24 protein-coding genes and 1 tRNA gene are annotated in these 25,122 nt (G+C 42.5%); 5 read left to right on the top strand and 20 right to left on the bottom strand.

The window, feature by feature from the left end:
* Positions 1 to 51: 51 nt before the first annotated feature.
* Positions 52 to 1,065, top strand: coding sequence for an asparaginase (ansA, locus tag L1D21_RS07130; protein ID WP_239844546.1), 1,014 nt, complete (start codon positions 52 to 54; stop codon positions 1,063 to 1,065).
* Positions 1,066 to 1,153: 88 nt separating this feature from the next.
* Here the strand turns inward: ansA and L1D21_RS07135 are convergent, their stop codons facing one another.
* The 7 genes from L1D21_RS07135 to L1D21_RS07165 all read right to left on the bottom strand — a co-directional run bounded on the left by L1D21_RS07135 (position 1,154) and on the right by L1D21_RS07165 (position 8,832).
* Complete coding sequence (locus L1D21_RS07135) at positions 1,154 to 1,435, bottom strand: DUF1315 family protein (RefSeq protein ID WP_239844547.1); 282 nt, start codon at positions 1,433 to 1,435, stop codon at positions 1,154 to 1,156.
* The gene (locus L1D21_RS07140; RefSeq protein ID WP_239844548.1) at positions 1,432 to 1,749 is read right to left on the bottom strand and encodes a zinc ribbon domain-containing protein; all 318 of its coding nucleotides are present in this window, start codon (positions 1,747 to 1,749) and stop codon (positions 1,432 to 1,434) included. Before L1D21_RS07140 ends, L1D21_RS07135 begins: the two co-directional genes overlap by 4 nt.
* 10 nt (positions 1,750 to 1,759) lie before the next feature.
* Positions 1,760 to 2,887, bottom strand: coding sequence for a M14-type cytosolic carboxypeptidase (locus L1D21_RS07145; protein ID WP_239844549.1), 1,128 nt, complete (start codon positions 2,885 to 2,887; stop codon positions 1,760 to 1,762).
* Between the two features lie 200 nt (positions 2,888 to 3,087).
* Entirely contained in the window at positions 3,088 to 3,771 is a 684-nt protein-coding gene (locus L1D21_RS07150; RefSeq protein WP_239844550.1) for a response regulator transcription factor, read from the bottom strand.
* Positions 3,772 to 3,923: 152 nt separating this feature from the next.
* Positions 3,924 to 5,738: a DUF885 domain-containing protein gene (locus L1D21_RS07155; RefSeq protein WP_239844551.1), complete on the bottom strand. Its 1,815-nt coding sequence runs from the start codon at positions 5,736 to 5,738 to the stop codon at positions 3,924 to 3,926.
* 195 nt (positions 5,739 to 5,933) lie between these two features.
* Positions 5,934 to 7,859, bottom strand: coding sequence for a RecQ family ATP-dependent DNA helicase (locus tag L1D21_RS07160; protein ID WP_239844552.1), 1,926 nt, complete (start codon positions 7,857 to 7,859; stop codon positions 5,934 to 5,936).
* Between the two features lie 109 nt (positions 7,860 to 7,968).
* Positions 7,969 to 8,832 (bottom strand): endonuclease/exonuclease/phosphatase family protein, encoded by an 864-nt coding sequence (locus L1D21_RS07165; protein ID WP_345773513.1) that lies wholly within the window; start codon positions 8,830 to 8,832, stop codon positions 7,969 to 7,971.
* A 115-nt stretch (positions 8,833 to 8,947) separates the two neighbouring features.
* Between L1D21_RS07165 and cls the strand changes: the two genes are divergently transcribed.
* On the top strand, positions 8,948 to 10,399 hold the full coding sequence (gene cls / locus L1D21_RS07170) for a cardiolipin synthase (RefSeq protein WP_239844553.1): 1,452 nt from the start codon (positions 8,948 to 8,950) through the stop codon (positions 10,397 to 10,399).
* A 310-nt stretch (positions 10,400 to 10,709) separates the two neighbouring features.
* Here cls and L1D21_RS07175 read toward each other — a convergent pair whose 3' ends face one another.
* From L1D21_RS07175 to L1D21_RS07185, 4 genes are all read right to left on the bottom strand, one after another.
* A complete protein-coding gene (locus L1D21_RS07175; RefSeq protein WP_239844554.1) occupies positions 10,710 to 11,054 on the bottom strand; it encodes a zinc ribbon domain-containing protein YjdM in 345 nt (114 codons plus the stop codon).
* A 194-nt stretch (positions 11,055 to 11,248) separates the two neighbouring features.
* Positions 11,249 to 11,377 (bottom strand): hypothetical protein, encoded by a 129-nt coding sequence (locus L1D21_RS16535; protein ID WP_275658934.1) that lies wholly within the window; start codon positions 11,375 to 11,377, stop codon positions 11,249 to 11,251.
* Between the two features lie 23 nt (positions 11,378 to 11,400).
* A complete protein-coding gene (locus L1D21_RS07180) occupies positions 11,401 to 11,631 on the bottom strand; it encodes a hypothetical protein (protein ID WP_239844555.1) in 231 nt (76 codons plus the stop codon).
* An 88-nt stretch (positions 11,632 to 11,719) separates the two neighbouring features.
* Complete coding sequence (locus tag L1D21_RS07185; protein WP_239844556.1) at positions 11,720 to 12,061, bottom strand: hypothetical protein; 342 nt, start codon at positions 12,059 to 12,061, stop codon at positions 11,720 to 11,722.
* Positions 12,062 to 12,255: 194 nt separating this feature from the next.
* Here L1D21_RS07185 and L1D21_RS07190 point away from each other — a divergent pair, with 194 nt between their 5' ends.
* Positions 12,256 to 12,810 (top strand): DUF3750 domain-containing protein, encoded by a 555-nt coding sequence (locus L1D21_RS07190; RefSeq protein ID WP_239844557.1) that lies wholly within the window; start codon positions 12,256 to 12,258, stop codon positions 12,808 to 12,810.
* Between the two features lie 304 nt (positions 12,811 to 13,114).
* On the opposite strand, the gene L1D21_RS07195 is transcribed toward L1D21_RS07190, so the two are convergent.
* The 7 genes from L1D21_RS07195 to astE all read right to left on the bottom strand — a co-directional run bounded on the left by L1D21_RS07195 (position 13,115) and on the right by astE (position 20,932).
* Positions 13,115 to 13,543 carry a hypothetical protein gene (locus L1D21_RS07195; protein WP_239844558.1) on the bottom strand — a complete coding sequence of 143 codons (429 nt, stop codon included), beginning with the start codon at positions 13,541 to 13,543 and terminating at the stop codon, positions 13,115 to 13,117.
* 923 nt (positions 13,544 to 14,466) lie between these two features.
* Positions 14,467 to 14,554, bottom strand: a tRNA-Ser gene (locus L1D21_RS07200).
* A gap of 213 nt (positions 14,555 to 14,767) precedes the next feature.
* Positions 14,768 to 15,835: a quinolinate synthase NadA gene (nadA, locus tag L1D21_RS07205; RefSeq protein ID WP_239844559.1), complete on the bottom strand. Its 1,068-nt coding sequence runs from the start codon at positions 15,833 to 15,835 to the stop codon at positions 14,768 to 14,770.
* Positions 15,836 to 15,972: 137 nt separating this feature from the next.
* A complete protein-coding gene (locus L1D21_RS07210) occupies positions 15,973 to 17,526 on the bottom strand; it encodes a dihydrolipoyllysine-residue acetyltransferase (protein WP_239844560.1) in 1,554 nt (517 codons plus the stop codon).
* Between the two features lie 11 nt (positions 17,527 to 17,537).
* Positions 17,538 to 18,515 carry a transketolase C-terminal domain-containing protein gene (locus L1D21_RS07215; RefSeq protein WP_239844561.1) on the bottom strand — a complete coding sequence of 326 codons (978 nt, stop codon included), beginning with the start codon at positions 18,513 to 18,515 and terminating at the stop codon, positions 17,538 to 17,540.
* A 3-nt stretch (positions 18,516 to 18,518) separates the two neighbouring features.
* Positions 18,519 to 19,697: a thiamine pyrophosphate-dependent dehydrogenase E1 component subunit alpha gene (locus L1D21_RS07220; protein ID WP_239844562.1), complete on the bottom strand. Its 1,179-nt coding sequence runs from the start codon at positions 19,695 to 19,697 to the stop codon at positions 18,519 to 18,521.
* Between the two features lie 188 nt (positions 19,698 to 19,885).
* Positions 19,886 to 20,932 carry a succinylglutamate desuccinylase gene (gene astE, locus L1D21_RS07225; protein WP_239844563.1) on the bottom strand — a complete coding sequence of 349 codons (1,047 nt, stop codon included), beginning with the start codon at positions 20,930 to 20,932 and terminating at the stop codon, positions 19,886 to 19,888.
* Between the two features lie 278 nt (positions 20,933 to 21,210).
* Here astE and msrA point away from each other — a divergent pair, with 278 nt between their 5' ends.
* Positions 21,211 to 21,690 (top strand): peptide-methionine (S)-S-oxide reductase MsrA, encoded by a 480-nt coding sequence (gene msrA, locus L1D21_RS07230; protein ID WP_239844564.1) that lies wholly within the window; start codon positions 21,211 to 21,213, stop codon positions 21,688 to 21,690.
* Between the two features lie 73 nt (positions 21,691 to 21,763).
* Here msrA and pgm read toward each other — a convergent pair whose 3' ends face one another.
* Both pgm and seqA read right to left on the bottom strand, forming a co-directional pair.
* Entirely contained in the window at positions 21,764 to 23,419 is a 1,656-nt protein-coding gene (gene pgm, locus L1D21_RS07235) for a phosphoglucomutase (alpha-D-glucose-1,6-bisphosphate-dependent) (protein WP_239844565.1), read from the bottom strand.
* Between the two features lie 25 nt (positions 23,420 to 23,444).
* Positions 23,445 to 23,990 (bottom strand): replication initiation negative regulator SeqA, encoded by a 546-nt coding sequence (gene seqA / locus L1D21_RS07240; RefSeq protein ID WP_239844566.1) that lies wholly within the window; start codon positions 23,988 to 23,990, stop codon positions 23,445 to 23,447.
* A gap of 282 nt (positions 23,991 to 24,272) precedes the next feature.
* Between seqA and L1D21_RS07245 the strand changes: the two genes are divergently transcribed.
* On the top strand, positions 24,273 to 25,049 hold the full coding sequence (locus tag L1D21_RS07245) for an alpha/beta fold hydrolase (RefSeq protein WP_239844567.1): 777 nt from the start codon (positions 24,273 to 24,275) through the stop codon (positions 25,047 to 25,049).
* Positions 25,050 to 25,122: the final 73 nt, after the last annotated feature.

Below are 25,122 nucleotides of genomic sequence, written 5' to 3' on the forward strand. Positions count from 1 at the left end.
TTAGATCCCCAGTATAATCGCGGCACTTGTTGAAAAATAAATAAAATCATTATGAGCAAACGTTCAATCTACGTCGCCTATACCGGCGGTACAATCGGAATGCAAAAAACGGAAAATGGTTTTGTTCCTGTGCCTGGTTTTCTAACCGATTGTGTAAACGCAATGCCGGAGTTTTTTCATCAAGAAATGCCAAATTTCGTCATCAACGAATACCAACCGTTAATCGACTCTTCCAACATGGCCCCTACTGATTGGCAGATGATTGCCAACGATATTAAAGCCAATTACGACAAATACGATGGCTTTGTGATTTTACATGGCACTGACACCATGGCGTTTACCGCGTCGGCTTTGTCGTTCATGCTGCAAGGCTTAACCAAACCGGTCATTGTGACGGGCTCACAGATCCCATTGGCTCAACTACGCTCCGATGGCCAAACTAACCTGCTAAATGCACTATACATTGCGGCAAATTATCCCGTAGCTGAAGTCTGTTTATTTTTTAACAACAAACTATTTCGAGGCAACCGAACCACTAAGGCTCATGCCGATGGTTTCGATGCTTTTGCTTCACCTAACTTCCCTATACTGTTAGAAGCTGGGATTAAAATCAGAATGAAAGCAGGTAAAATCTGTCATTCTCAGGAGAATAAGCTGCAAGTGGTGAATATCAGTCCACAACCCATTGGCGTTGTGACCCTCTATCCAGGTATCACTAATAAGATCATCGACAACATCTTGCAGCAACCGGTAAAAGCTTTAATTCTACTAACCTATGGTGTGGGTAATGCGCCGCAAAATCCAGAATTACTCGATTGTTTAAAGCGCGCTAACGAGCGTGGCATCATTTTGGTCAACCTTACACAATGTATGCAAGGTAAGGTCAATATGGGCGGTTATGCCACGGGTAACGCATTAGCAAAAGCCGGTGTGATCAGCGGCTTTGATATGACGACAGAAGCGGCGTTAACCAAGTTGCATTACCTGTTATCCACATCGTATACACCTGAGCAAATCCGCGAGTTAATGCAAAAAGATCTGTTTGGCGAATTAAGCGAAGACTAAAAAAACGCCCTTAACCAAACTGGTTAAGGGCGTTTTTAATCATTTTGCCGGCATATTACTGCGAGGCTGATGTTCGACGGATTAACCGTTATAGATCTTGCTCTTGAAACGCGGCAATGGTCTCGCCTTTGAACTGTTTTTTAAGCTCAGCTTTTGACAATTCGTTTAACGTACCTTGATTGTTTATAGTGAAATGATCGGTTTGATTTAATCGCCTCGCTTGATACAACATCACCAGTTGTAATGTCGACTCTTTCTGCTGCTCTGTAAGCACAGTACCATCTTGCCATTTCCCCAGCTCAACAGCACTAACCAGCTTGTGATAAACCTCATCAGGCATCTCATCAATCACTTTATTGATATCACTCATACACTTTTCCGCTTATGTAACACAATTCGCACTCTGGCGATTAAGTAGCCAGTAAAGCCAAAAACAGAACAAATGGCCGCGATATTAGCGCGCATTCCTTCTGCAGGTTCACCGCCCCAAAACCAAATCACCACACCAGCAATAAACAGTGTCATGGCAAAGAAGCTTTGGTTCATTAACTGATTACTACGCTTGATATGAGTGATCTTATTGAGCGACTCATTTTCAGCGCTATTTTTCTGTGCGCAGTGGGGACAAGTTTTTACCAAGCTTGAAATACGTTTATTGCAGCTTGGGCATTGTATCAACGCCATGTAACAACCTCTATCTCAGATCATCAACAACCGCGAGCATGGCTAATAGCGATGCTTCACCTAAATAGATTGACCGCTCAGGAGACCAGCCAGACATAGGATCGATCATATTGGCATTATCTTTAAATGGCATCTCTAAAGTATTTGATAAACAACCAAAGGTCTCAGCAACCCAATTAGATGCCACGGTTAAATTAGCCTGACCTGGCTGGTCTTTGTCGTAACCAAACTCATTTTGAAAATCGGCACTGGCCATCAGCAATGAATCTACAAATTTCTGCTGCAACTGCGCCATTTTATCTGTATGGCTTGGCACACCTTCACAACCAGCAAGGAACACATAAGGCAGACCTTCATCACCATGCACATCATAATAAAGATCGACACCGGTTTGCTTCATCTTATTGACGACGTGATAAACCTCCGGACTCTTCTCCAGTGAGGGATTGAGCCATTCACGATTAAGGTTAACACCAATAGCATTGGTACGCAGGTGACCACGAACGCTACCATCTGGATTCATATTTGGCACAATATGAAAATTAGCTTTATCAAGTAAGGCTTTAGCCGTTGGACTATCGCTATCAAGCAGGTTATTAAGTAAACCTTCTACTAACCACTCAGCCATGGTTTCACCTGGATGCTGGCGCGCGGTGATCCAGATATTGGCTTTTTCTTCATCACCGTCGCCCACTTTCACTAAAGTCAGATCGCGATTGTCTAAGGTGTGACCTAAATGCTCTAACGAGACCAATGGATGTACTTGAACTGCACTGAGCAGGTCTTGATGACGCTCGTAACTGTATGGTGCAAAATAAGCAATTTGAATGGCATCACAATCGAGCTCTACATCGATTGTCAAAGTGCCATCTTGATAACGTGTCGGTAGACGGAACCATTGTTGTCTATCGTAAGTTGCAACGGCTTGATAATCTTCCCAACCTTTTACATATGAGGCGCTACCAGCATTAACGATATTCAGCGTATATCGCTGGCCAACCGCACCTTGCAATTTAAAGTTAAACCATTGGTAAAACTCACCACCTTCATCGGGTCTTATCGCAAGTTGAATGTTATCCAGACTATCTTGATTGATGACTTCAATATTTCCGCCATCGAAATTGGCACTGATCAGCATATCCATTCCTATCTTATTTTATTAAGCACAAAACACTCGGCTCTATTAGTGGCTATAGGATAAACTAATTCTACTGATATTTCGCTGTGAAAATGGTAAATAAACGCAACAAATCCTTGCTACACCTGGATTAGGCGCTTTGGTAATAGATATAAATCGATGACGAATGAACCGCCAAATTTATGATCCGCTAGAGGACTTTAATTGACACAGAAGCTATAGCCTTTGCCTCTAACGGTATTAATAATGCTTTTAGGAATGGCCATATTTGCCAGCTTCTTGCGGGTGTTACTAATGTGCATATCAAGATTACGATCGAATTGACCTAGCTCTTTTTTCAGCACGCCCCATTGCAGCTCAGCTTTACTGATCACTTCGCCTTGACGATCAAACAGATATTTAAATAAATTGAATTCGGTTTCTGTTAAAACCACTTTGGATTGTTCAAATTCGACACTATAACTGGCTTCATCAAGTGAAATTATTGGGTTGAATCTGACTGATTTTCTTTGCTGTTCAGCCTTAACAATATCAACACGACGTTGTAATGCTGCAATACGCACAGTGAGCTCCTTTACACTAAAAGGTTTACACAAATAATCGTCAGCACCTAACTCAAAGCCTTTTACTCGAGTAGACTCATTGTTAGTGGCAGAAATCATTATCACTGGTAGCTTGTCAACACGAGATTTTAGAAACCCAAAGCCGTCAAGATTCGGCATATCAACATCTAAGATGATAATATCAGGTAAATCATGTTCCATTTGCGCTAATGCCTGTTGCCCATCACCTGCGCAATTGACCTTAAATCCAGCATTAGTCATTGCAGTTGAATACATGGCTCTTGTAGCAAAATCGTCATCGACCAGTAATACTTTATTCATTGACAAACCTAAATACGAACAATTCTCATTAATGTTATCTTGTTTGTGAATTTGATGCTAGAACTTTGACGTTAAGTATTAAAAATTGAGAACTAACACGCACAAAAAAGGCTGCATAGGCAGCCTTTTTTAATCAATTCAGCTTAAAACTGTTATTCACCCAGCATTAACTGACGAATATATTTCACTGGAGCACTGCCATAGCTTAAGAAAGTCTCGTGGAACTGCTTCAGATCAAACGCATCACCCTGCTTTTGTTTTAGCTCTTCTCGGAAATCATAAATCTCTCTATAACCTGAGTAGTAACTTGTCAGTTGCACTTGGCTCAATGTTGCTCTGCGCCACTTACCTTCCGCCTCAGCTTGCTGTTGGAATGCTTCTTCTGTCATCAGCTTAATCGCTTCTTCTTGAGTCATCCCTTTGACCTGAATACTGTAATCAAGGATGGTATTGACGATGACACGTAAGTTCCACTTGTAGTACATCAGCCACATTTCAGGTTCAAAATCACCATAACCTTCTTCTAGCATCATACGCTCGGCGTATACAGCCCAGCCTTCGACCATGGCGCCATTACCAAATAAGCTTTTTACTAAACTAGGTGATTCATTTGAATAAACCAATTGAGTGTAATGGCCTGGAATGGCCTCATGAATATTAAGTACCTGCAAGATCCAGTGATTATACTCACGTAGATAGCTTTCTGCAGACTCATCACTCATACCATCCAGCGGCGTAACGTTGTAGTAAGTGTTACCTGATTTTTCATAAGGACCAGGAGCACTGATTGAGGCGCCAGCAAAGCCGCGCATATATTCAGGAGTTTCACGTACCACCAAAGGTTTTTCAGGATCGAGTGTCACCAGTTGCTTATCGTTAACAAACTTGATCAGCTGTGGAATTTGGGCGCGAACTTCATCGACGAAGTCTTCACGCTTCACATGCTTAGCGGATAATTTATCGATAAGTTGACGCGTCGCCACTGTCGTATCTGTAGGCATTGGCGTATCAAAATACTTAGACCAGATCTTAGTGGTGATCTTTGCCATTTCCCCTTGGATTGCGTCTTTGTCGGCTAGGGCCTTTTCATATAACTGCTTACCCGTCATACCGGCTTGAATATCAAAAGCAAACTTTTGCTCGTATAGTTCTTCACCAATTCTGAAACTACGAGCCCCCTCTTTCGAAAGCTTAGTTTCAAGCGCTTTTAGCCACTCAATATGTTCATTTATCGCTGCAGTCACGCCATTGAAGCGTTCAGTAAATAGTACTTTTTCTTCTTCAGTTAAACCCGACTGCTTTACTTTCTCCAGTAAATCATCTGAGAACACGCTGAAAGCACCTTGGTTCTGCATAATTGCCAATTGCGTATGCTCAAGGGTGGGGTCAACGATGTTTTCTCTCGCTGCGACATAATAGGCGGGCACATTTTCCATACGCGCAAGGAAGGAACGGAGACGCTCATCCAGTGGCGCAAAGTTTTCATTGATGATTTGTGCAAATCCACCGGCCACATTGTAAGAGGATGGATTCCATTGCCATGACTTAAAGGTATTAATCTGCCATTTATCTTGTTCAAGCAAGTTTTCAATTAAGCGATAATCGATGATCTCACTTGGGGTTAATGACTTAAAATCGAACTTTTTCAGTAAAGTCAGCTGATGATCGATAAACGCTAATGATTCCGCTCTATTAGCCGCATTAGGGATTTTTAAAATACCATCATATTTGTGATAACCGCTATAAAGCGCCCATGTAGGAGAGTCTTGCCAAAGTGCATCAATAAACTGTTGTGAAAACTGTGCAAAATCTTGCTGTTTTACTTGTTCAGCGGCAGTAACTGTCTCTTTGCTCACTTCAGTAACAGCAGGAGTTGCTGTTTCTTGACTTGGGCTTTCCTGCTTTTGGCAAGCGGTGATCCCAGATAAAGCCAAAATGACCGTAACGGCGACGAGCGATTTTTTCATGATAAATTCCCTGATTTAAATCTAGTTTTTATTTTTGAGTGCTGACGGTTAAATTTGATATGTAACTTAATTAAAACAACTTAGTTAACCATGTTGTTCACTAAAAATCAGCTAAAGCTGCTAATTTGACAAAGATTCTTACAAATCTCATTACAATCCTTGAACTTGACAATATTGATACCGCGATAAAGCGCCTTAAGAGGTTAAATTAGCCTCACACCAACGTCTAACATCGGCAAAGGGGTAAGGTTCTAATGCAGCGAACGATTTTACTCGGCGTAGTTTTAAGCGGGTAAAAATAGGCGAAGTTAAGCCACATAGTGCCCTCGCTAACATATTGGCATCACAGTGTGCCGCTAATTGATTGCGCAATTCATTAGTAATGATTGAAAAATCCAGTTGCACCAGCGGTGTTAACTCTGCGCTGCTTTCAAGCACGACTGGGCCCTGAATACACACAGAGCAATGACCGCAATCTTGAGTTAATTGCTGATCGCCAAAGTAAGCTGATAGTTGACGAGTTAAACATTGATCGCTTGCCAGCAAATTAATCATGGCTTGTATTCTGGCTATTTCACTCTGCTCTTTCTGATGAAATTGACTCGTCAGCTTATCCGTCATTGACTCAATATTATCAATATCAGTATTAACCCGGTAAACCTCAGTCATCTGTTTAGTCTGCAGTTCAATAAACCCTTTTTCATCAAAATAGTTGATAGCTGAAACCGCACGACTTCTATCGCATGGATAATGGCGATTAAGTTCTTCGAAATCGATGCTGTACCAGATTTTAGCCTTGCTAGAACATTGCAATAGTGCCGCCACAAACTGTTGCCGCTCGCCGCTAAAACGATCGATGAGTTCAGATTCATTACACAATAGTTTAAAGCGATACTCGGCAAAGTAACTGTAAGCCGGAGTAATCACATCGAGCATCTCTAAATAAACCAATAAGGTTTTAAGACTGAGCAGGCGCACATTCGACTCTGTCGATAATTGATTGAGCACAACTTGCCACGGCACAGACTCCTGTTTTGCCTGACTGATTTGTTGCAAAACGGTGCGAATACCTTGTTTATCTGGAGTATCACCATAAACAAAGTTTTGTAATACATTCACATTATCGGTATTGGCCAGAACCAAGCAGTCCGCCACATTGCCATCACGCCCTGCTCGGCCAATCTCTTGAGCATAGTTTTCAATGGATTTTGGTAAATCATAATGCACCACAAAACCAATATTTTGTTTATCTATCCCCATACCAAAAGCGATAGTTGCAACAATGATTGGACATTGTCCTGACATAAAGGCTTGCTGGATCTGCCGACGTTGAACACTGTCCATTCCGGCGTGGTAAGCCATTGAATTGATATTGGAACGATTAAGCGCCTGTGCAACCGACTCTGCAGTTTGTTGCAGCGTGACATAGACAATGCCGTGTTTATCTTGTCTTTGGCCCAACCAATCAACTAACAGTGTATTCTTGTCTTGTGCTTTAACGCCGACCACGTTGAGGTTTAGATTAGAACGATAAAAACCTGTGGTAATGATATTGTTGCTATCGATAGCAAACTTAGCGCCCATATCAGAGATAACCTGCGGCGTCGCTGTTGCCGTTAACAGCAAAACTTGCGGGATCCCCAACTCTTGCCGATATTGGGGTAATTTCAGGTAATCTGGACGAAAGTTATGTCCCCATTCAGAAATACAGTGCGCTTCATCCACTACCAACAATGAAATTGCAACCTGCTTGATAAATTCTCGAAAACGCTCATTGTTAAAGCGCTCTACCGATACCATCAAAATTTTGATTTCACCGGATCTCGCTGCCGCCATCACGGATTGGGTTTGCTGCCGGTCTTGAGTGGAATCAATACTGGCTGCAGGGATACCTTTATCTTGTAAAAATGCCAGTTGATCTTGGATTAGCGCCAGTAAAGGCGAAACCACTATAGTTAAGTGTGGCAGACTCAATGCTGGTAATTGATAGCACAATGATTTGCCAGAGCCCGTAGGAAAAATAGCTGCCGCACTTTGACCCACCTCGATGCGAGAGATAACCTCATATTGACCGGGTCTAAATTGATTAAAACCGAAATAGCCTTGTAATAATTGCTGCACTCATCATCCTTAAACAAAAATATCCCAGTCAGTCTGCAAGCATTACAGCCAAGACTCAAGGATTAACAACATTAACGTAAAATAAATCGTATGCCATATAACTAATTAGCTATTTGTCTGCGGGCGCAGGATTAAGGGTAAATCTTGCCATAATCGGATTATGATCTGAGGCGCTGGTGGTCATCGACTTGGCATCAACAAAATTCAGGCCACGGTAGTAAATGTGATCTAATGGCCAACCAAACACCCTTTGACGCACATCGGTTTGATATTTTATCTCTTTGAGTTTGAGCTTATCGGTGAGTTCGGTAACCACCTGCATCCGCCCTGCTCGCCAGGTGTTAAAATCCCCCGCTAAAATAATGGGTCCACGATGCAGGGCTATCCGATGAGCGACATGTTGCCACTGAGCCTTATAGCGAGCCAGTTTCACATCAAAGTTTAATCCATGCAGGTTGACCACTAATAATTGCTGACCATTTGATAAGGCGTAATTTGCCACTAATGTTGACTTAGCAAAACGGATCCAAGGCTCAGTGGTTTGATAAGCACAAGCATCGAGTGCTTGATTAGTAGCGATGTTCATCACTCCCATCGGGGTGTTAAGGATCTTAAAGCCTTTAGCCATCACCACATGTCTTTGGGATTGCTGTAACCAATCGATAAACACATGATTTAGCCGTGCCTCTTGTAGTAACAACAAATCATGTTGTTGATTAAGTTCAGTTAATACTTGGCTCCATTGCGGTCGCTTTTGTTTATAAATATTCCATACTGCCACCGACAATTCGCCCTGCCTGTCCAGTGGTGACAAATCATCGCTGGATATACATTGTGATACAAACATCGGCTGTGTTTCATTCATCATCACCTCGGGAACACCGTTAAACCATGTTACTAAGCCTAGATAACAAATTAATCCTAGGAGTGTTGCAAAGGCAAAAATGGACTTTAATTTGATTTTCAGGGGAATAAATCCTTATAAAACAGCTTAAAACCAGACTTAAAAAGATGTCACACTTGAGTATATCTCAGTACAATAACCCAACTCTCACTATAATCAACTCAAAGGAACTTGAAACGATTATATGGATAAACTGACCCAATTACTGGCATTGCTGGGCGTGATCGCCTACTGGCTTATTTTAGCGGCTGTAGCCGTACGAATTGTCATTAAGCGCCGCACTATCGGCGTGTCTTTTTCCTGGCTATTGGTGATTTACTTTCTACCCATTGTGGGGATACTTGCCTACCTTTTAATAGGCGAACTACATCTCGGTAGCAGCAGAGCAGACCGCTCTAAAGCCATGTTTGTGCCTTATCGTCAATGGTTTGCCAATCTATATCAACATCAGGCCCATCGTCCACAGAGTCAGAGTTATTATGGGTTATCCATAAGTCAGTTGTGTAATAGCCAATTAGCCATTCCCTCATTAACCTGTAACCATCTCACACTCAAGCACACGCCTAAACAGATCTTAGATGCCATCATCAATGACATAAACCAGGCACAAGCTAGTATCAATATGGAGTTTTACATCTGGTATCCTGGTGGCCAAGCCGATGATGTTGCAACAGCTCTAATCAATGCCGCCCATCGTGGCGTCACCATCAAGTTACTATTAGATGCGGCAGGTAGTCGTAAGTTTTTTAATTCGCCCTGGCCTAAGAAGATGAAACAATCTGGCATCATGGTGGTGCCAGCCTTGATTGTTAGCCCATTGCGTATGTTGTTTCGTCGTCTTGATCTTAGGCTACATCGAAAAATTGTGGTGATCGATAATCATATCGCTTACACCGGCTCAATGAACCTTGTCGATCCTAAATGCTTTAAACAAGGTGATGGTGTAGGACAATGGATTGATATTATGCTGCGGATCACAGGTCCTGTCGTACCGGTTATCAATACCGTCGGCGCATGGGATTGGGAAGTAGAAACGAAGCAACGCAGTCTGCCTGAACCTCCAGCAGATGATTGCACTACAAATCAAGGTTCATTGGTGCAAGTGATCCCATCAGGGCCAGGAATGCCACCAGAGGTGATTCATAAGGTGTTATTACAAAGCCTATATGAAGCCAAACATAAAATTGTTATCACAACGCCCTACTTTGTACCGAGTGAAAACTTACTTGATGCATTGACCACAGCAGCACAACGCGGTGTTGACGTTAACCTCATCATTCCAAGAAAGAATGACTCTACTATGGTCAAATGGGCCAGTCGCGCCTTCTTTAGCGATCTGTTAACGTCAGGCGTCAAAATCCATCGATTTACTGGCGGCTTGTTACATACCAAATCAGTTGTCATCGACGATGAACATTGTCTGGTAGGCTCGGTTAATTTAGATATGCGAAGCCTGTGGCTTAATTTCGAATTAACACTGGCAGTAGATGACCCACTTTTTTCACTCAAAATGGCGCAACTACAAGCGGATTATATAGCCAACTCAGAATTTTTAGACTTATCTAGATGGCAAAAACGCTCCATTATTAAACGCTTTATTGAGCAATTTTTTTATCTATTTAGCCCGTTACTCTAGGTTTTTTTTGGCAACTCATTCAAGGAAAATGAATGATGCAAAGGTTATTATACCAATCAAAGTAAATCAGTGATCAGCCCGTTTGTAACAAAAAAGGGCACAGGAAAAATTGTCGAGAACAAGGCATAAATTGCAGTAACTAATTATTCTAATTACAGAATATACAACATAGTTATCGGCGATTTTAACTAGCAAGAATGATCAGATAATTACTGCGATTGGTATTACCTAGTGAGGCCATTCGACGCTAAAGTAGCAAGTCCAAAAAAATACCTGCACTTGGCAGGTATTTTTATAGAAACAAATGTGATTAGTTTTGCTTTCTAACAAATTTAGATTTGAGCATCATTTGGCCGTGGCCATCGACTTTACAATCGATATCATGGTCGGCATCGACAAAGCGGTTAATAACCGCTTTAGTACCCACTTTAAGCACCAATGAAGAACCTTTAACTTTAAGATCTTTAATTAAAGTTACTTTATCGCCTTCAGCCAATAAGTTACCAACAGCATCTTTAAGAATAATCGCATCAGGATCAACGATCTCTTCATTCGGATTCCACTCATTGCCGCACTCAGGGCAGATTAGTAATGTCCCATCAGAATAGGCATAAGGTGATTCACATTTTGGGCATGGTGGGATTGTATCGCTCATCACAAACTCTCTTTAATCGTTAAAAATATAACCGCCAGAAACTAATGCGATAAAGCACCATTCTAAGCACAAATAATTATAGGATTATAACTCTTAAACATATCAGCGGCTATCGGCTTTAACCCAAAATGCTAGCTGTATCTGAGTTTGCCGCCTTAAATCGCTCTGCTATAAGGACAAATGAATAGATTTAATCAAATTCCCAGCTCACTTCTTGGGGCGACTTTTCCTGTGCCATAAAATCTAACCGGCACGCTATCTGGGTTTGATGAAGCCGCTTTGTAGGTATTTTTCGGCATTTTATCGACAAGCTCTTGAGTCATAAATCCATCGGGTGAAGTACTGATTAAGGTTTTGCTACTTCTATACCGTTGGAATCAATAACTGTTAATACTGTCCACTCTCCACTTCCTTTGGGGAACCACTTAGGACGACGCTTCAACATTTTGATTTTGGTATCACTTGGAACCCAGTAATTAGCTAATTCAGCAACGTTAATTTCGACAACTTCTGAATTGAATTGAGGAGCGACTTCAAGTTGATTTAATTGACAACCACCGAAAAGAGCAGCAGCCATTAAAATTGATAAAACCTTTTCATATTACAAATTATCCATGTCTAGCTAACGTCCAAACACATAATTCTGCAGTACTACTGACTCTAGGTTAACTCTTGTAGTTTCTAATCATAAAGGTGAAGCTTTGATCACCAAAACTCAGTTCAGCTGCTTTATCGAGATCGAGCACCACTTCTGCCTCACTTTGGTAGCCATCGATTTCAAAGTCGAAATTAACCAGCACTTGAGTGTCTGACTGCCTATTAACTACCACAGAGAAGTTTTGCAGTTGTTCGTCTGAATAAGTGGCACTTTTACCTTCATCGACACGAAATGCTAACGCCCCCGTGTATTCATCACCCGCTTTGTAGGAGGCCGCAACATCATAAGTTTCAGCCGATATAGCAAAGCTCATTGCTAAACCTACAAGTAAAACCATTGATTGTTTCATGTAATAAATCCTTTTATCTTGAGTAATATTGGCAAATAGAAACACAAAACAACCTAGCATTGTTAACAAACCACTTACAAGCTTACAATTGAAGATTCATCACCTTGCGCTTAGTACATTAGTAATCGTTTGAGATAAACCATTATCTTTCTTATCTAATTTAAAATCAGTAAAGCCATATTAGGGAGATTTAGATGACGAAACACCTTAAGTTGAACAGCACTTTTAAGCTAGTTGTGCTGTTTCTTTGCCTATCACTAACAAGTTGCGCAAACAATGACTGGCGATCCGCAAGTCGCGAGCCTGCCGGCATTGCGCTTAATCCACAAGATAATAAACAAGCGGTGATTGAATTTTATGCCGCAGATGCTTATAGCTGGCGCGGTTGGTTTGCGGTGCACACTTGGGTGGCAGTCAAACCGCAAAATGCTGATGAATACACCGTCTATGAAGTGCTGGGCTGGCGAGTAGACAGAGGACAGCCAGCGCTTTATCAATACCAAAACCCCACACCCGATCGCTACTGGTATGGTGCAAAACCTGAAAAATTGCTTTCAATTGAAGGAGAGCAAGCAAATAAACTAATACCTAAAATCACGCTGTTAGTGGACCAGTACCCTTGGGCTAATGAGTACACTCTATTTCCCGGCCCTAACAGCAACACCTTTCCCGCTTGGCTCGGCAAACAGCTTCCCGAACTTAAATTAGAATTGCCTTTTAGCGCCATTGGCAGTGGTTACGCTGATTAGTATTAGGGACTACTGAAAAAATGCAGATTAGATAGAAGATATTCTGAAATAAGAGGAAAGTTTCAAGTGGTAAGGCCTGAGACTTATCGACACTTTTTATGGTAAAAATTGTAACTTAAACCATAAGAGGTCAATCATGAGTAAAGGTACCCCACAAATGTAGAGTTTAATCTTTCTCCAAAACTTAGCTGGCGGTGCTGGTTCCTTTCATTGGGCTTCTCACACAATTAATTAGGTACAAAAAAGCCACCGAATTGGTGGCTCTTGATAATCATTAACTTAACACATTAAATTCTTTACATTATCACTCAGTACATTTCGTGATCAAACCTTGCGCGACACGAAAGTCATCACCAGAATTTTCCACATTTTCACCTAAATCCCAGAGATTCCAGTTATTACCTAGAATTGTATAATCCACATTCCCTTTGATAATGACATTATTCCCAAGGCCCGCCATCCCGTTACCAACAGCTACACTATCACCATCTGAAAGTAGTTGATAATTTGAGCGAAGCTGATAGTTGTGACCAGCTGCTAAGCCATGACCTCTAAAAATAAAATCCCACGTGTTACAATCATAAGTGATTTTACCCATTGCCTCAGGGTAAGCTTCATTCGTAGAATCGAGATAGTCTTTAGTTAAACCTGAATTGCCATTAGCACCTGCGATCGCATACGTGCCGATAAGTGCACAACCAAAAAGTCCATATTTGAAGTGTTTCATTTGCATACCATACCTTGTCAAAATTTGAAATCCATAACAACACTGTGACTAGTCATACCGCTGTATTCAATACTGCAGTGATTAAATAGTAGACAGTAATTTGACATCGTCAACATTCCGACACTCATTGATTTCGTCTACTAAAGTGAAAAAAATGAAATTACTAATGAAGACAGATAGCTAGTTTAAAATTTGAAGCTTGTGCCAAATGGCTGTTTTTCCTAAATCTGAATCGTCATTTTGTCCTTGAGTCACTTTGTCAGAAATGAGTTAGCTCAGATCAGGCTGACTCGAACATGGACATTTGTGAGTTAGAGCTTTAGCCCTATAGATGAGAGTTTAAGATTAATTTTTGTATTGGCTAACGCCAAATTAAGGTGTGAACAACGCTATCACCTTACCCATTGTGCCACAAACACTAAACTGGCTTGGAATGAGGGCGCCAAGCGTTGTGAATCACTCTTAAATTTATTGTTATGTTAACCTTGCCGCCCTGCTTTCAAAACTGGATTCAACTCCTTCTCGAAGTAAAGTTCAAGAGATGCAACCCAATGATAGTCACCAATATCTTTCACGTTAAATAAAAATATTCGTGTCTCAGAATCCAGTGCATATTCCTTGATAAGACCACCTGTATTATGCCTAATGTGCTCAATTGACCTTTTTCTTGAGTTGGATAAACTTCTTCCAATCTACTGATCTACATGACTTGTATTAACAAAAAATGCCCCCAGCCATAAAATATATATGAAAAGAACTAGAGAACTACACGTTAAGCAATAGAACTGAAACATTAACAATTGAGATGGATAAGAAATTAAGACACAAATTATGGATAGCAAAAAAGTGAGGAAACCTATTAAAAAGTTCCCCAAAAGTTCCCAAATGTAAAAAGGGAACTAGTAAGCTACTGATTCCCTTAATAAAAATGGCGGTGAGAGAGGGAGTCGAACCCTCGATACGTTTCCGTATACACACTTTCCAGGCGTGCTCCTTCGGCCACTCGGACATCTCACCAAACGTTGAAGAATACACGATAATATCGCGACTTTTATCCTTACAACGGGGCGCTACTTTACGCAAATCACCCTACAGGGTCAAGCTAAAAAAGAGCCAACTCAGGCATTTGCATAATAGATCACCAACCCACTATTGCAGTGACAAAAAAAGCGCCGTTTAGGTGGATATCCCGGGCGCTTTTATCATGTACTAGCTTTGATGGTATTACGGCTACGCGTTACCTTTGACTTGCATATTTAGTGTTTTAGCAAAGTTAAGCATTCTGTCTAACGGTACTAAAGCATCGTGTCTTAATGCGTCATCAACGAAGATTTCGTGTTGAGTATCACCGTCATTGAGTAAGGCTTGTTCAATGGCTTTAAGACCATTCATTGCCATCCAGGGACAATGGGCGCAGCTACGACAGGTTGCGCCATTACCACCAGTAGGTGCTTCAATCAGCTCCTTCTCTGGTACCAATTGCTGCATTTTAAAGAAGATACCTTTATCCGTCGCTACAATCAGTTGCTTGTTGGGTAACTCTTTAGCCGCCTTAATTAACTGACTGGTGGAACCAACGGCATCGGCTAAGTCCACCACACTGGCAGGCGACTCAGGATGTACCAAAATGGCAGCATCAGGGTAGACTGCTTTCATATCTTTTAGCGCTTTAGCAGAAAATTCATCATGAACGATACACTCACCCTGCCACATCAACATGTCTGCGCCAGTTTGTTTAGCGATATAACTGCCAAGATGGCGATCTGGTCCCCAAATGATTTTCTTACCTTCACTGTCTAGGTGCTCAACGATCTCAAGCGCGATACTTGATGTAACAACCCAGTCGGCACGGGCTTTAACCGCAGCCGAAGTGTTAGCGTAAACAACTACAGTATGATCGGGATGAGCGTCACAGAAGGCGCTAAACGTCTCGATGGGACAACCAACATCTAATGAGCAAGTTGCTTCTAATGTTGGCATTAATACGGTTTTTTCAGGACTGAGAATTTTAGAGGTTTCCCCCATAAATTTAACGCCAGCTACAATCAAGGCTTTAGCGGGATGGTCACGACCAAAGCGTGCCATTTCCAGTGAGTCAGAAACACAACCACCCGTTTCTTCAGCTAATGCCTGAATTTCAGGGTCAGTATAATAATGAGCCACTAATACCGCCTCTTTTTCTTTCAGCAGCTGCTTAATACGTGACTTATAGGCCTGCTTTTCAGTATCTGATAAAGGAATGGGCTTAGGTGGGTATGGGTACTGGATGTTTTCAATACTTGGGGCTATCTGACTCATGATTAAACCGATGAAATACGACTAATCCGGGCATTATACTTAATTCGTCGACAAAGATTAACTCTAGATAAAAAAAAGAGCGCAGAGCGCCCTTTTCTTCTATTGAATCGCTAAGGTTAACCTCAGCATGAACTCAATTAATGCATTGCCAACAACATCTCTTGTGGTTGTTCTAAATAGGATTTCCACAAGTTACAGAATCTAGCAATGGTTCCACCATCGATGACGCGATGATCGCCAGACCAGCTCACTTGCATGATCTTACGTGCTTCGACTTCACCGTTGACATTGAAACGTGGCAAGGTTTGTAACTTACCAAGCGCAACAATCGCCACTTCTGGTTTGTTGATGATAGGTGTTGCAACCGTACCACCTAACGCACCGATGTTAGAGATCGAAATCGTACCGCCCTTGAGATCTTGTGGGCTAACACGGCCACTACGGGCATCTTTAGTCAGTCGAGTGATATCGGCTGCTACATCAAGAATTGACTTGTTCTGTACGTCTTTGACATTGGGTACCAATAAACCCACTTTCGAGTCCACAGCCATACCTATGTTGTGTGAAGCAACAAAGGTTTGCTCAGTGCAATCGGCATTCACACGGCTGTTAAGATCTGGGAACTGACTCAACGCCAATGACATCGCCTTCATGAAAAATGGCATCATGGTTAGCTTGAGTTCATCGCTTGAATAGCGCTGTTTCATCGACTCACGTAGCGCCACCAATTCGGTAAGATCTAACTCTTCACAGTAGGTAAAGTGCGGAATCGTCGAAACAGACTCAGTCATCATCTTCGCCATAACAGCACGAACGCCACGGATAGGCTCAACGCGATCGCCACTAGCAGCCACAGGTGCTGTAGTCACAACTGATGAGGTCTCGCTTGACTGAGAGGCTGCGACGGCTTTGCCACTGCGGAAACGCTCAACGTCTTCTTTATAAACGCGTCCATGTTTGCCAGTACCGGGCACTTTAGCCAAGTCGATGTCGTAGCTACGTGCCAAACGTCTAACCGCTGGGCTCGCCAAAGCTTTACCGTTAGTGGGTAATACGCCTTCAACCGTTTCCTCTTGAGATTCAGAAGCACCAGCTGCTTCAGCAACAGGCGCTGCAATTACACCAGCTTCAGATTCTACTTCGATAGCAAACAATGGTGAGTGAACTTTAGCTAACTGCCCTTTACGGTAGTGTAGTTTAACCACTTTACCGTTTTTAATTGCAGGGATTTGAACCAAGGCTTTATCAGTCATCACATCGGCAATAGGTTGATCTTCAACCACCATATCGCCTTCTTCAATTAACCAGTCAACCAATTCACACTCAACAATGCCTTCACCAATATCTGGTAATAGGAACTCTTCAATCACTTTGCCCGTTGCTGCAGGCTGTGAAATATTTTCATCGTTTTTTGGTTCTTCAGTTGCAACTGTCGGTTCAACAGCACCTTCACCGTCCATCTCAACTGAATATAGCGGCGCATGAACCTTAGCGATATCGCCTTTTTTGTAGTGAAGTTTTTTGATCACACCTGCATGAGGGGCTGGGATCTGCACTAAGGCCTTGTCAGTCATCACATCGGCGATAGGCTGATCTTCAATCACTACATCACCTTCAGCAACTAACCATTCAACCAGTTCACACTCAATCACACCTTCACCGATGTCCGGCAAAATAAACTCTTTAATCATTGCCTGCACTCCTAGTATTTCATCGCTGCTTTGATCGCTTCAAAGGTCTTAAGCGCATCAGGCATGTATTCTTTCTCATGAATCAATGGATATGGTGTGTCTAAGCCACAAACGCGGCTAATAGGTGATTCAAGGTAAAGGAAACATTCATCTTGGATAGTTGCTGCAATTTCACCAGCAAAACCACCGGTTAATGGTGCTTCGTGGTTAATCACTAAACGACCCGTTTTCTTTACTGAAGCAGCAACGGTTTCAACATCCCAAGGTGCAAGGGTACGTAAATCGATAAGCTCACAAGAAATACCTTTCTTTGCAGCCATTTGCGCCGCTTCTTCGATAATCTCCATCTGTGCTCCCCAAGCAAGTACTGTAATATCAGTACCTTCTTGAACGACTTCAGCTTTACCAAGCTCAATTTCATAAGCTTCTTCTGGCACTTCACCCACGCTAGCACGATAAAGTCGCTTAGGCTCAAAAAATATTACGGGGTTTTTGTCGTGAATTGAGGCTAACAACAAGCCTTTAGCTTGATAAGCGTTACGCGGTACAACCACTTTAAGACCCGCAGTCTGAGTGAAATAGGCTTCAGGAGATTGTGAGTGATAGTGACCACCAGCAATACCGCCGCCGTAAGGGGTTCTGTACGTCAGACCACCTACATTGAATTCGTTACCACTACGGTATCTAAACTTGGCAGACTCATTCACTATCTGGTCAATAGCGGGAAAGATATAGTCAGCAAACTGAATTTCTGCGATTGCGGTCATGCCATTAGAAGCGAGACCATTTGCGAAACCTGCGATACCTTGTTCAGTCAACGGCGTATTAAAGCAGCGATCGCGACCAAATTTTTCTTGTAAACCAGAAGTAGCGCGAAATACTCCACCAAAATGACCGACATCTTCACCAAATAGAACCGTTTTATCATCGGTTTCCATAGCGATAGTCAAGGCTTGATTGATGGCTTGTAACATATTGATCTTTGCCACGATTTATATTCTCCCTGCGCTTTTTGGATACGAGTCTGGGTACTTCTTAATATGCTGCTTCAAGGTGGTTAATTGTTGTTTTAGTCGAGGTGTCGGCTCGTCATAAACATCATTGATCAATTCATCAACATGTGAAGTAGACACTTTCTCGGCCACTTTCACTGCCGCAAGCACTTCTTGACGATATTTTTCATACATCGCCAGGTCATCATTTTCAGCTAACCAGCCTTTGTTGATCATCCACAATTTAAAGCGCTTAACTGGATCATGTTGCTCCCACTTCGCTTCTTCTTCTTTTGAGCGATAACCTGATGGGTCATCTGATGACGAGTGAGCACCAAGACGATAAGTCATGGCTTCTATGAGTACTGGTGCATTATGCTCAAGGGCATAGGCTCTGGCTTGTTGAGTCGCAGCTAATACCGCTAACATGTCATTACCATCAACGCGGATGGTATGCATGCCATAACCCACACCACGACTAGCAATACCATTACCAGCAAACTGTTCGCTTGTTGGTGTTGAAATCGCGTAACCATTGTTACGGCAGAAGAAAATCGTCGGAGAATTAAGTACTGCAGCCATATTCATGCCTGCGTGGAAATCACCTTCAGATGCAGCACCTTCACCAAAATAACATACGGCAACATTACGTTTGCCTTGCATTTTAAGGCTGTAACCGACCCCTGTTGCTTGGGGGATCTGAGTCGCAAGTGGCGACGAAATAGTTTGATAGTTCAGTGCCTGACTTCCGTAGTGGATAGGCATCTGACGGCCTTTGCCTAAATCTTTTTCATTACTGAACATTTGATTCATAAACTGTTCAGTGGTGAATCCTCTATAACGGATTGCGGCATGCTCACGGTACTGAGCTAAAATCACGTCCTCATCATCGAGGGCGGCAACACTGCCAACAACGGCAGCCTCTTCACCAGTACATGTCATGTAAAAGCTGATACGGCCTTGGCGCTGCGCGCCTAACATGCGCTCGTCTAACACTCGTGTAAATACACAAGTGTCATAAATTTTTTCGGCTAATGCCTGATCGATAACAGGTAATACGGCTTTTTCGTATGTGGTGCCGTCTGCTTGTAAAATCTTCAAAATAGGGATCGACAATGAATCCTTATCAAGAAAGCTGACACGATGGACAGTCTCTGTATTGCGGGTTGCGTTGCTCATACTCTTCTCTTATCAGCTGAGTTTTCTTGTTCTTTGTGTGAAAAACAGACGTTTCTCACCCTGTTTATAAATAAGCGCCATAAAATTACGTTAACGTAAACTCGCTAGCAAGTTTAACCCGAGTAAAGCCTAAAACTAGGTCATACACAGATGTATATCTAGCTTTACAAACGAGCCACACTGGCAATTTATTCGACTCTGTAATTCGTTGCTGGAATTAAACATAGCACAGTACGCTGACCCACAGGCACGTTCGCATTCGGGAATACTATGGTCTCGTTGGGCTCATTCACTTTTATTGCTTGTCCTGCCTCTTTCGCAAGTACATAGCCTTTAGGGAAAGCAGTGAAATTCTCCACGTCATTAGCAAAAGTAAATTCGAAATCATCGGCTTGTTTATTGACTGAACGATGAACCTGATAAAGATGCAGGCCAGCTTCACTAAAGGGAGCTAGTTGCAGATCTTTTCCTGATATCAAACGAGTTAGCATCTGTTTTAAAGCAATAAAGCGAGTCATGTCATTGTGTCCCATCGGCATGACTTTACCCAACTCTATGGTAAAAGCATGGGCATGATGTTGATGAGACGAATAGTAGCTAAAGGTGGTTGTCGGCTCATGATGAAACAGCACAGTTTCAATACCGCAGGCAGCAAGGAACATTAACTGCTCGCCACTATAAGCTTTACCGTGACGATAAGGATAAATAGCAAACTTCTCATGTTTAGAGCCACGAATCGCGGTGTGAAGATCATAATGCCATCTTTGTGCATCGGGATGACCCTCTAAAAAGAAGCGCTCTACATAGTGTTCTAGCTTTTTAGCTCTTACCCGCTCAGCATTAATTAAACCATCTCCAACGGAGTGCGCGCCACTAAACAGACGGTTAAGGTTTTCTTCAATAAACCGAGTACCATTATTAATTGCCGGCGGGTTACCGAACAAAAACAATAACCGTTGAGAGGTGACTAACTTGCCGGTTAATAGATCAGTGATCAGTTGATTGCAGATTTCAATCGGCGCAGTCTCATTACCATGAATCGCCGATGACAACACAATGTTGTGCACCTCTTCTGTGGGCCATCCACGAGGTTCAAACACGATAACCCCAGTATCCCATACTGAAACATCGGTATGATTGCTAATAGAAAATGAAAATGGTTCGGCGATGGTCTTGGGTTGCGCCAAGGTAAATTGTAAAAAATCTGTCGATAACGTCGGTGCGTGATGAGACACAAGAACTCCTTATATACATTATGCCTAAGACGCGAATTCCTTTGCGTCATGAGGAAGCATACCTTCATTATTTTAAACGCGGCATCAAACTGGCAAAGATATTATCACTTAACGGTTTAATCAGCCATTTATCACTTAGGCAGCGTTTTTGTCTCAAGAAACAATTCTACTTGCATAAATAATATCGACACGCCACAATACAGACATCTAGCCGTCTAAAAATTTAGACCGATAAAATGAATTTGTGGTGATCAATTTAAGTCATGGAGTATTAAAAATTGGCTTTAGCAACATTTGGGGCAGGATGTTTTTGGGGAGTCGAATACTTCTTCAAACAAATTGAGGGTGTAACCGCGGCGACCTCTGGTTATATGGGTGGTAATGACAGTCAAACCACTTATGAACAAGTGAAAGCAGGTAATACTGGACACGCTGAAGTTGTACAAGTGGAATACGATGAGCAGCAAGTCAGCTATGAGCAGCTACTCGCGGTATTTTGGAGTAACCACAATCCAACCATGTTAAACATGCAAGGCGGCGATATTGGTCATCAATATCGTAGTGCGATCTTCTTCCATGATAAGCAACAAAAAACCGTAGCAGAAAAATCTAAATTGGATTTGGCCAAGAGTGGGAAATGGGGGCAACGCCAAATTGTTACTGAAATTGTGCCAGCGCTCACCTTCCATCGCGCCGAAGAGTACCACCAGAACTACCTAGAAAAAAACAACCTTCCTAGCTGTCATTTAACTTATTAAGCAGAGATAAAAGTATTAAAAAGCCAGTGATAAGACTGGCTTTTTATACATTCATTGGGCTAATTTTAGCCAATTAACTAAGCAGAACGTCAATCATGGTTTGGGCTTCAGTTAAAACCTGTTCGAGATGTTCATCAGAAACAAAGCTTTCACCATAAAGCTTAAACAAGGCTTCTGTGCCCGATGGACGCGCCGCAAACCAGGCATTATCCGAACACACCTTGATGCCACCTATTGCAGCCTTATTGCCCGGAGCATGAGTCAGTACCTGAGTGATCGCATCACCGGCAAGACTCGAACTGCCTAATTGTGATTGGCTAACGCCCTCGGCAACCAGCTGATTAAACTTAGTCTTACGCTTAGGTTTTACCGGGCTGTCGATGCGGCGATAGAAACTTTCGCCATGGCGCTCAGTCATCGCTTGATAAAGTTGTGCAGGCGTTTTACCCGTTACCGCCACGATCTCCGCGGCAAGTAGCGCCAGAATAAAGCCATCTTTATCAGTGCACCAAGTACGGCCGTCATGTTGTAAAAATGCCGCACCGGCACTTTCTTCGCCACCAAAGGCAAATGAACCATCGGCCAAGCCATCAACAAACCATTTAAAGCCAACAGGCACTTCACTCATCGAACGCGACTGTTCAAGACAGACTTTGTCTATCATCGCACTGGAAACCAAAGTTTTCCCGATAATGGCATTGCTAGACCATTGAGGCCTGTGAGTCAAAAGATACTCGATCGCCACCGCTAAATAATGATTAGGGTTCATCAAACCCGTTTGCGGACAGATAATACCGTGACGGTCATAATCTGGATCATTACCAATACTGATATCAAACTTGTCTTGATGCGCCAACAACCCAGCCATCGCATAAGGTGATGAACAATCCATACGGATCTTGCCATCTTTATCTAACGTCATAAAACTGAAGGTAGGATCAACTTTATTATTGACCAACTCAATATTAAGCTCATAACGTTTGGCAATGTGTTGCCAATAATGGATACCCGAACCACCGAGAGGATCGACACCAATACGGATCCCCGCCTGGCTAATGGCCTTCATATCGATGACATCTTCGAGAGAATCGACATAAGCAGAGATAAAATCTACCGGCTCAATCAAACTGGTATTAATGGCAACGCCATACGTTAAACGTTTTACGCCTTCAAGTTGTTTGGCTAAATATTCATTAGCACGTGCTTCAACCCAAGCTGTGATCTCACCTTCTGCAGGCCCACCATGGGGCGGATTGTATTTTATGCCGCCATCTTGTGGTGGATTATGTGAAGGGGTAATGATCAAGCCATCAGTTAGTGCGACAGACTTGTCTCTATTGGTGCGGATGATACCGTGAGAAACAACCGGTGTCGGGGTAAATTCATCATCTTTAGCAACCAGTACGGTAACACCATTACCCGTTAGCACTTCAAGCGCGGTGATATAAGCGGCTTGGGATAAAGCATGGGTATCGAAACCCACAATCATAGGGCCGTTAATATTCGCCCCTTGTCGATAATCAACGACGGCCTGAACGATGGCCAGAATGTGCTTTTCATTGAAGCTCTTATTAAACGCACAGCCTCGATGACCCGAGGTACCGAAAGTGACTTTTTGCGTCGCATCAGTCACATCGGGAGCCAAACGGTAATAATGGCTCATTAGCTTAGGAATACTGACCAAATCCGTTTGTTGTGCAACTTGTCCGGCACGTTGGTGAACTGCCAAAACTGACTCCTTTCTTTTACTTGTATTAGACGTGGTTAACCACTTGTTCAATTTGCGCCGCATCAACACCAAACTGGGTCAAGACTTCGCTTAAGATGGTACGCTTTTTAGCTGTGTTGTTATTAGTCGTGACCCAAAATCCACTCTGACCGATCTCTTTTGGGTTAGCCGATTTGCTGGCTTTTAACAGTGATTCTTTTGATGTCGCAAAGTAAAGGCGATCGCGCCCTTGTACTTGCAAAACCTGATCAAACTGCTGGCCTGTTGCGTTATAAATCGCTTCGAGACAGAAAAGAAAACGCCCTACCGCACCTTTTTGTTCGGCTAAGTTGTCTTTATCAATCAAACCATCAACGGTTAGCGATGTAGCAGAAACATTAAGGTTTGGTGTTGGATTCACCTGTTGAGCTTCGATACTTGGCTGACTAATATGTTTAGGTGCTGGCGCTTCCACGGTTTCAACATCTAATCCAAGTAAGCGACGTAGGATATCTGAAGCACTCTCCCCTATGCGCTCAGTTTTACTTGCGATATGGCGATACAATTCTTCATCAATCTCAATATATTTCATGGCCAAAATCTTCCTTAGATGGTGAAAATCAACGTGTTATTATTGTGTGACTTTGTTTTAGGCTGTCCACACCAGCCTATTTTATTAGACTGCCAGTGTATGTCATCTAGGCGCCCATAATAAAGAGCGATCGCGCTATAATTACCCTAGATCGTTTCTCGATCAACAAATTAACTTTTAATTGATGAAAATCCGCGCAGTTCATCAATGCTATCTTCATACCTCTGTTATTTTTCTCGATTTACAGGCACAATTTGAGCAAATTTTTAATCTATTAATAGCATGTCAACTCTTAACTACCAGATCACTGGCAGTGGTACTACGGTGATATTAATCCACGGCTTATTTGGCGACCTCGACAATCTCAAGGCCTTAGGTAATAGCTTAAGCGAGCATCAGGTGATTCGAGTCGATCTGCCTAATCATGGTAAAAGTCCTCACTGGGATGCTATGGATTATCCCAGCTTGGCTCAGGCAATGGTGAACTTACTTGACCAACTTAACATTAAACAGGCACATTTTGTTGGTCATTCCATGGGTGGTAAAGTTGCCATGGCAGTCGCCCTGCTTCATCCTTCCTATGTAAAGAGTCTTGTTGTCGCCGATATTGCTCCTGTGACCTACCATAGAAGACACGATACCGTGTTTAATGGACTAAATAGCTTAGATGTCGCTCATTTATCAGGGCGCAGCGAAGCTCTGGGGCAACTAGTAGCAAGCGGCATCGATGAAGGTACAGCACAATTCTTACTCAAAAATTTACAGCGAGAAGCTACGGGTTTTAGCTGGAAAATGAACCTCAATGGCCTACAGGCATGTTATGAAAAGTTGATTGGTTGGGAACTTAACAGCCAACAAACACTGAATTACAGTGGACCAGCCCTGTGTATCCGCGGTGCCGATTCCGATTATGTCACGGCAGCGCACAGCCAAGCCTTTATCCAGCAGTTTCCGGCAATTCAGGCTAAATCACTGGCAGGAACTGGACATTGGTTACATGTGCAAAAGCCGGCGATATTCAATCGGCTAATAGCAGAATTTATAGATAGCAATGATTAATGGGCTAAAATCTTTCGCCCGATTAATCATCATAATACACTGTAAAATCGAATCGATTAGAGATTAATTTGCA

The sequence above is a fragment of the Shewanella sp. Isolate11 genome, assembly GCF_022398315.1.
GTDB lineage: Bacteria > Pseudomonadota > Gammaproteobacteria > Enterobacterales > Shewanellaceae > Shewanella.

Excerpts from the sequence above, each read along its gene's own strand:
- cls (WP_239844553.1), top strand. The coding sequence starts at position 8,948 with ATGGATAAACTGACCCAATTACTGGCATTGCTGGGCGTGATCGCCTAC.
- nadA (WP_239844559.1), bottom strand. The coding sequence starts at position 15,835 with ATGAGTCAGATAGCCCCAAGTATTGAAAACATCCAGTACCCATACCCA.
- L1D21_RS07180 (WP_239844555.1), bottom strand. The coding sequence starts at position 11,631 with ATGGCTGCTGCTCTTTTCGGTGGTTGTCAATTAAATCAACTTGAAGTC.
- L1D21_RS07145 (WP_239844549.1), bottom strand. The coding sequence starts at position 2,887 with ATGCTGATCAGTGCCAATTTCGATGGCGGAAATATTGAAGTCATCAAT.
- L1D21_RS07210 (WP_239844560.1), bottom strand. The coding sequence starts at position 17,526 with ATGATTAAAGAGTTTATTTTGCCGGACATCGGTGAAGGTGTGATTGAG.
- seqA (WP_239844566.1), bottom strand. The coding sequence starts at position 23,990 with ATGAAATATATTGAGATTGATGAAGAATTGTATCGCCATATCGCAAGT.
- L1D21_RS07155 (WP_239844551.1), bottom strand. The coding sequence starts at position 5,738 with ATGAAAAAATCGCTCGTCGCCGTTACGGTCATTTTGGCTTTATCTGGG.
- L1D21_RS07135 (WP_239844547.1), bottom strand. The coding sequence starts at position 1,435 with ATGAGTGATATCAATAAAGTGATTGATGAGATGCCTGATGAGGTTTAT.
- ansA (WP_239844546.1), top strand. The coding sequence starts at position 52 with ATGAGCAAACGTTCAATCTACGTCGCCTATACCGGCGGTACAATCGGA.
- L1D21_RS16535 (WP_275658934.1), bottom strand. The coding sequence starts at position 11,377 with ATGACTCAAGAGCTTGTCGATAAAATGCCGAAAAATACCTACAAAGCG.
- L1D21_RS07190 (WP_239844557.1), top strand. The coding sequence starts at position 12,256 with ATGACGAAACACCTTAAGTTGAACAGCACTTTTAAGCTAGTTGTGCTG.
- L1D21_RS07220 (WP_239844562.1), bottom strand. The coding sequence starts at position 19,697 with ATGAGCAACGCAACCCGCAATACAGAGACTGTCCATCGTGTCAGCTTT.
- L1D21_RS07245 (WP_239844567.1), top strand. The coding sequence starts at position 24,273 with ATGTCAACTCTTAACTACCAGATCACTGGCAGTGGTACTACGGTGATA.
- L1D21_RS07140 (WP_239844548.1), bottom strand. The coding sequence starts at position 1,749 with ATGGCGTTGATACAATGCCCAAGCTGCAATAAACGTATTTCAAGCTTG.
- L1D21_RS07185 (WP_239844556.1), bottom strand. The coding sequence starts at position 12,061 with ATGAAACAATCAATGGTTTTACTTGTAGGTTTAGCAATGAGCTTTGCT.
- L1D21_RS07195 (WP_239844558.1), bottom strand. The coding sequence starts at position 13,543 with ATGCAAATGAAACACTTCAAATATGGACTTTTTGGTTGTGCACTTATC.
- L1D21_RS07150 (WP_239844550.1), bottom strand. The coding sequence starts at position 3,771 with ATGAATAAAGTATTACTGGTCGATGACGATTTTGCTACAAGAGCCATG.
- L1D21_RS07175 (WP_239844554.1), bottom strand. The coding sequence starts at position 11,054 with ATGAGCGATACAATCCCACCATGCCCAAAATGTGAATCACCTTATGCC.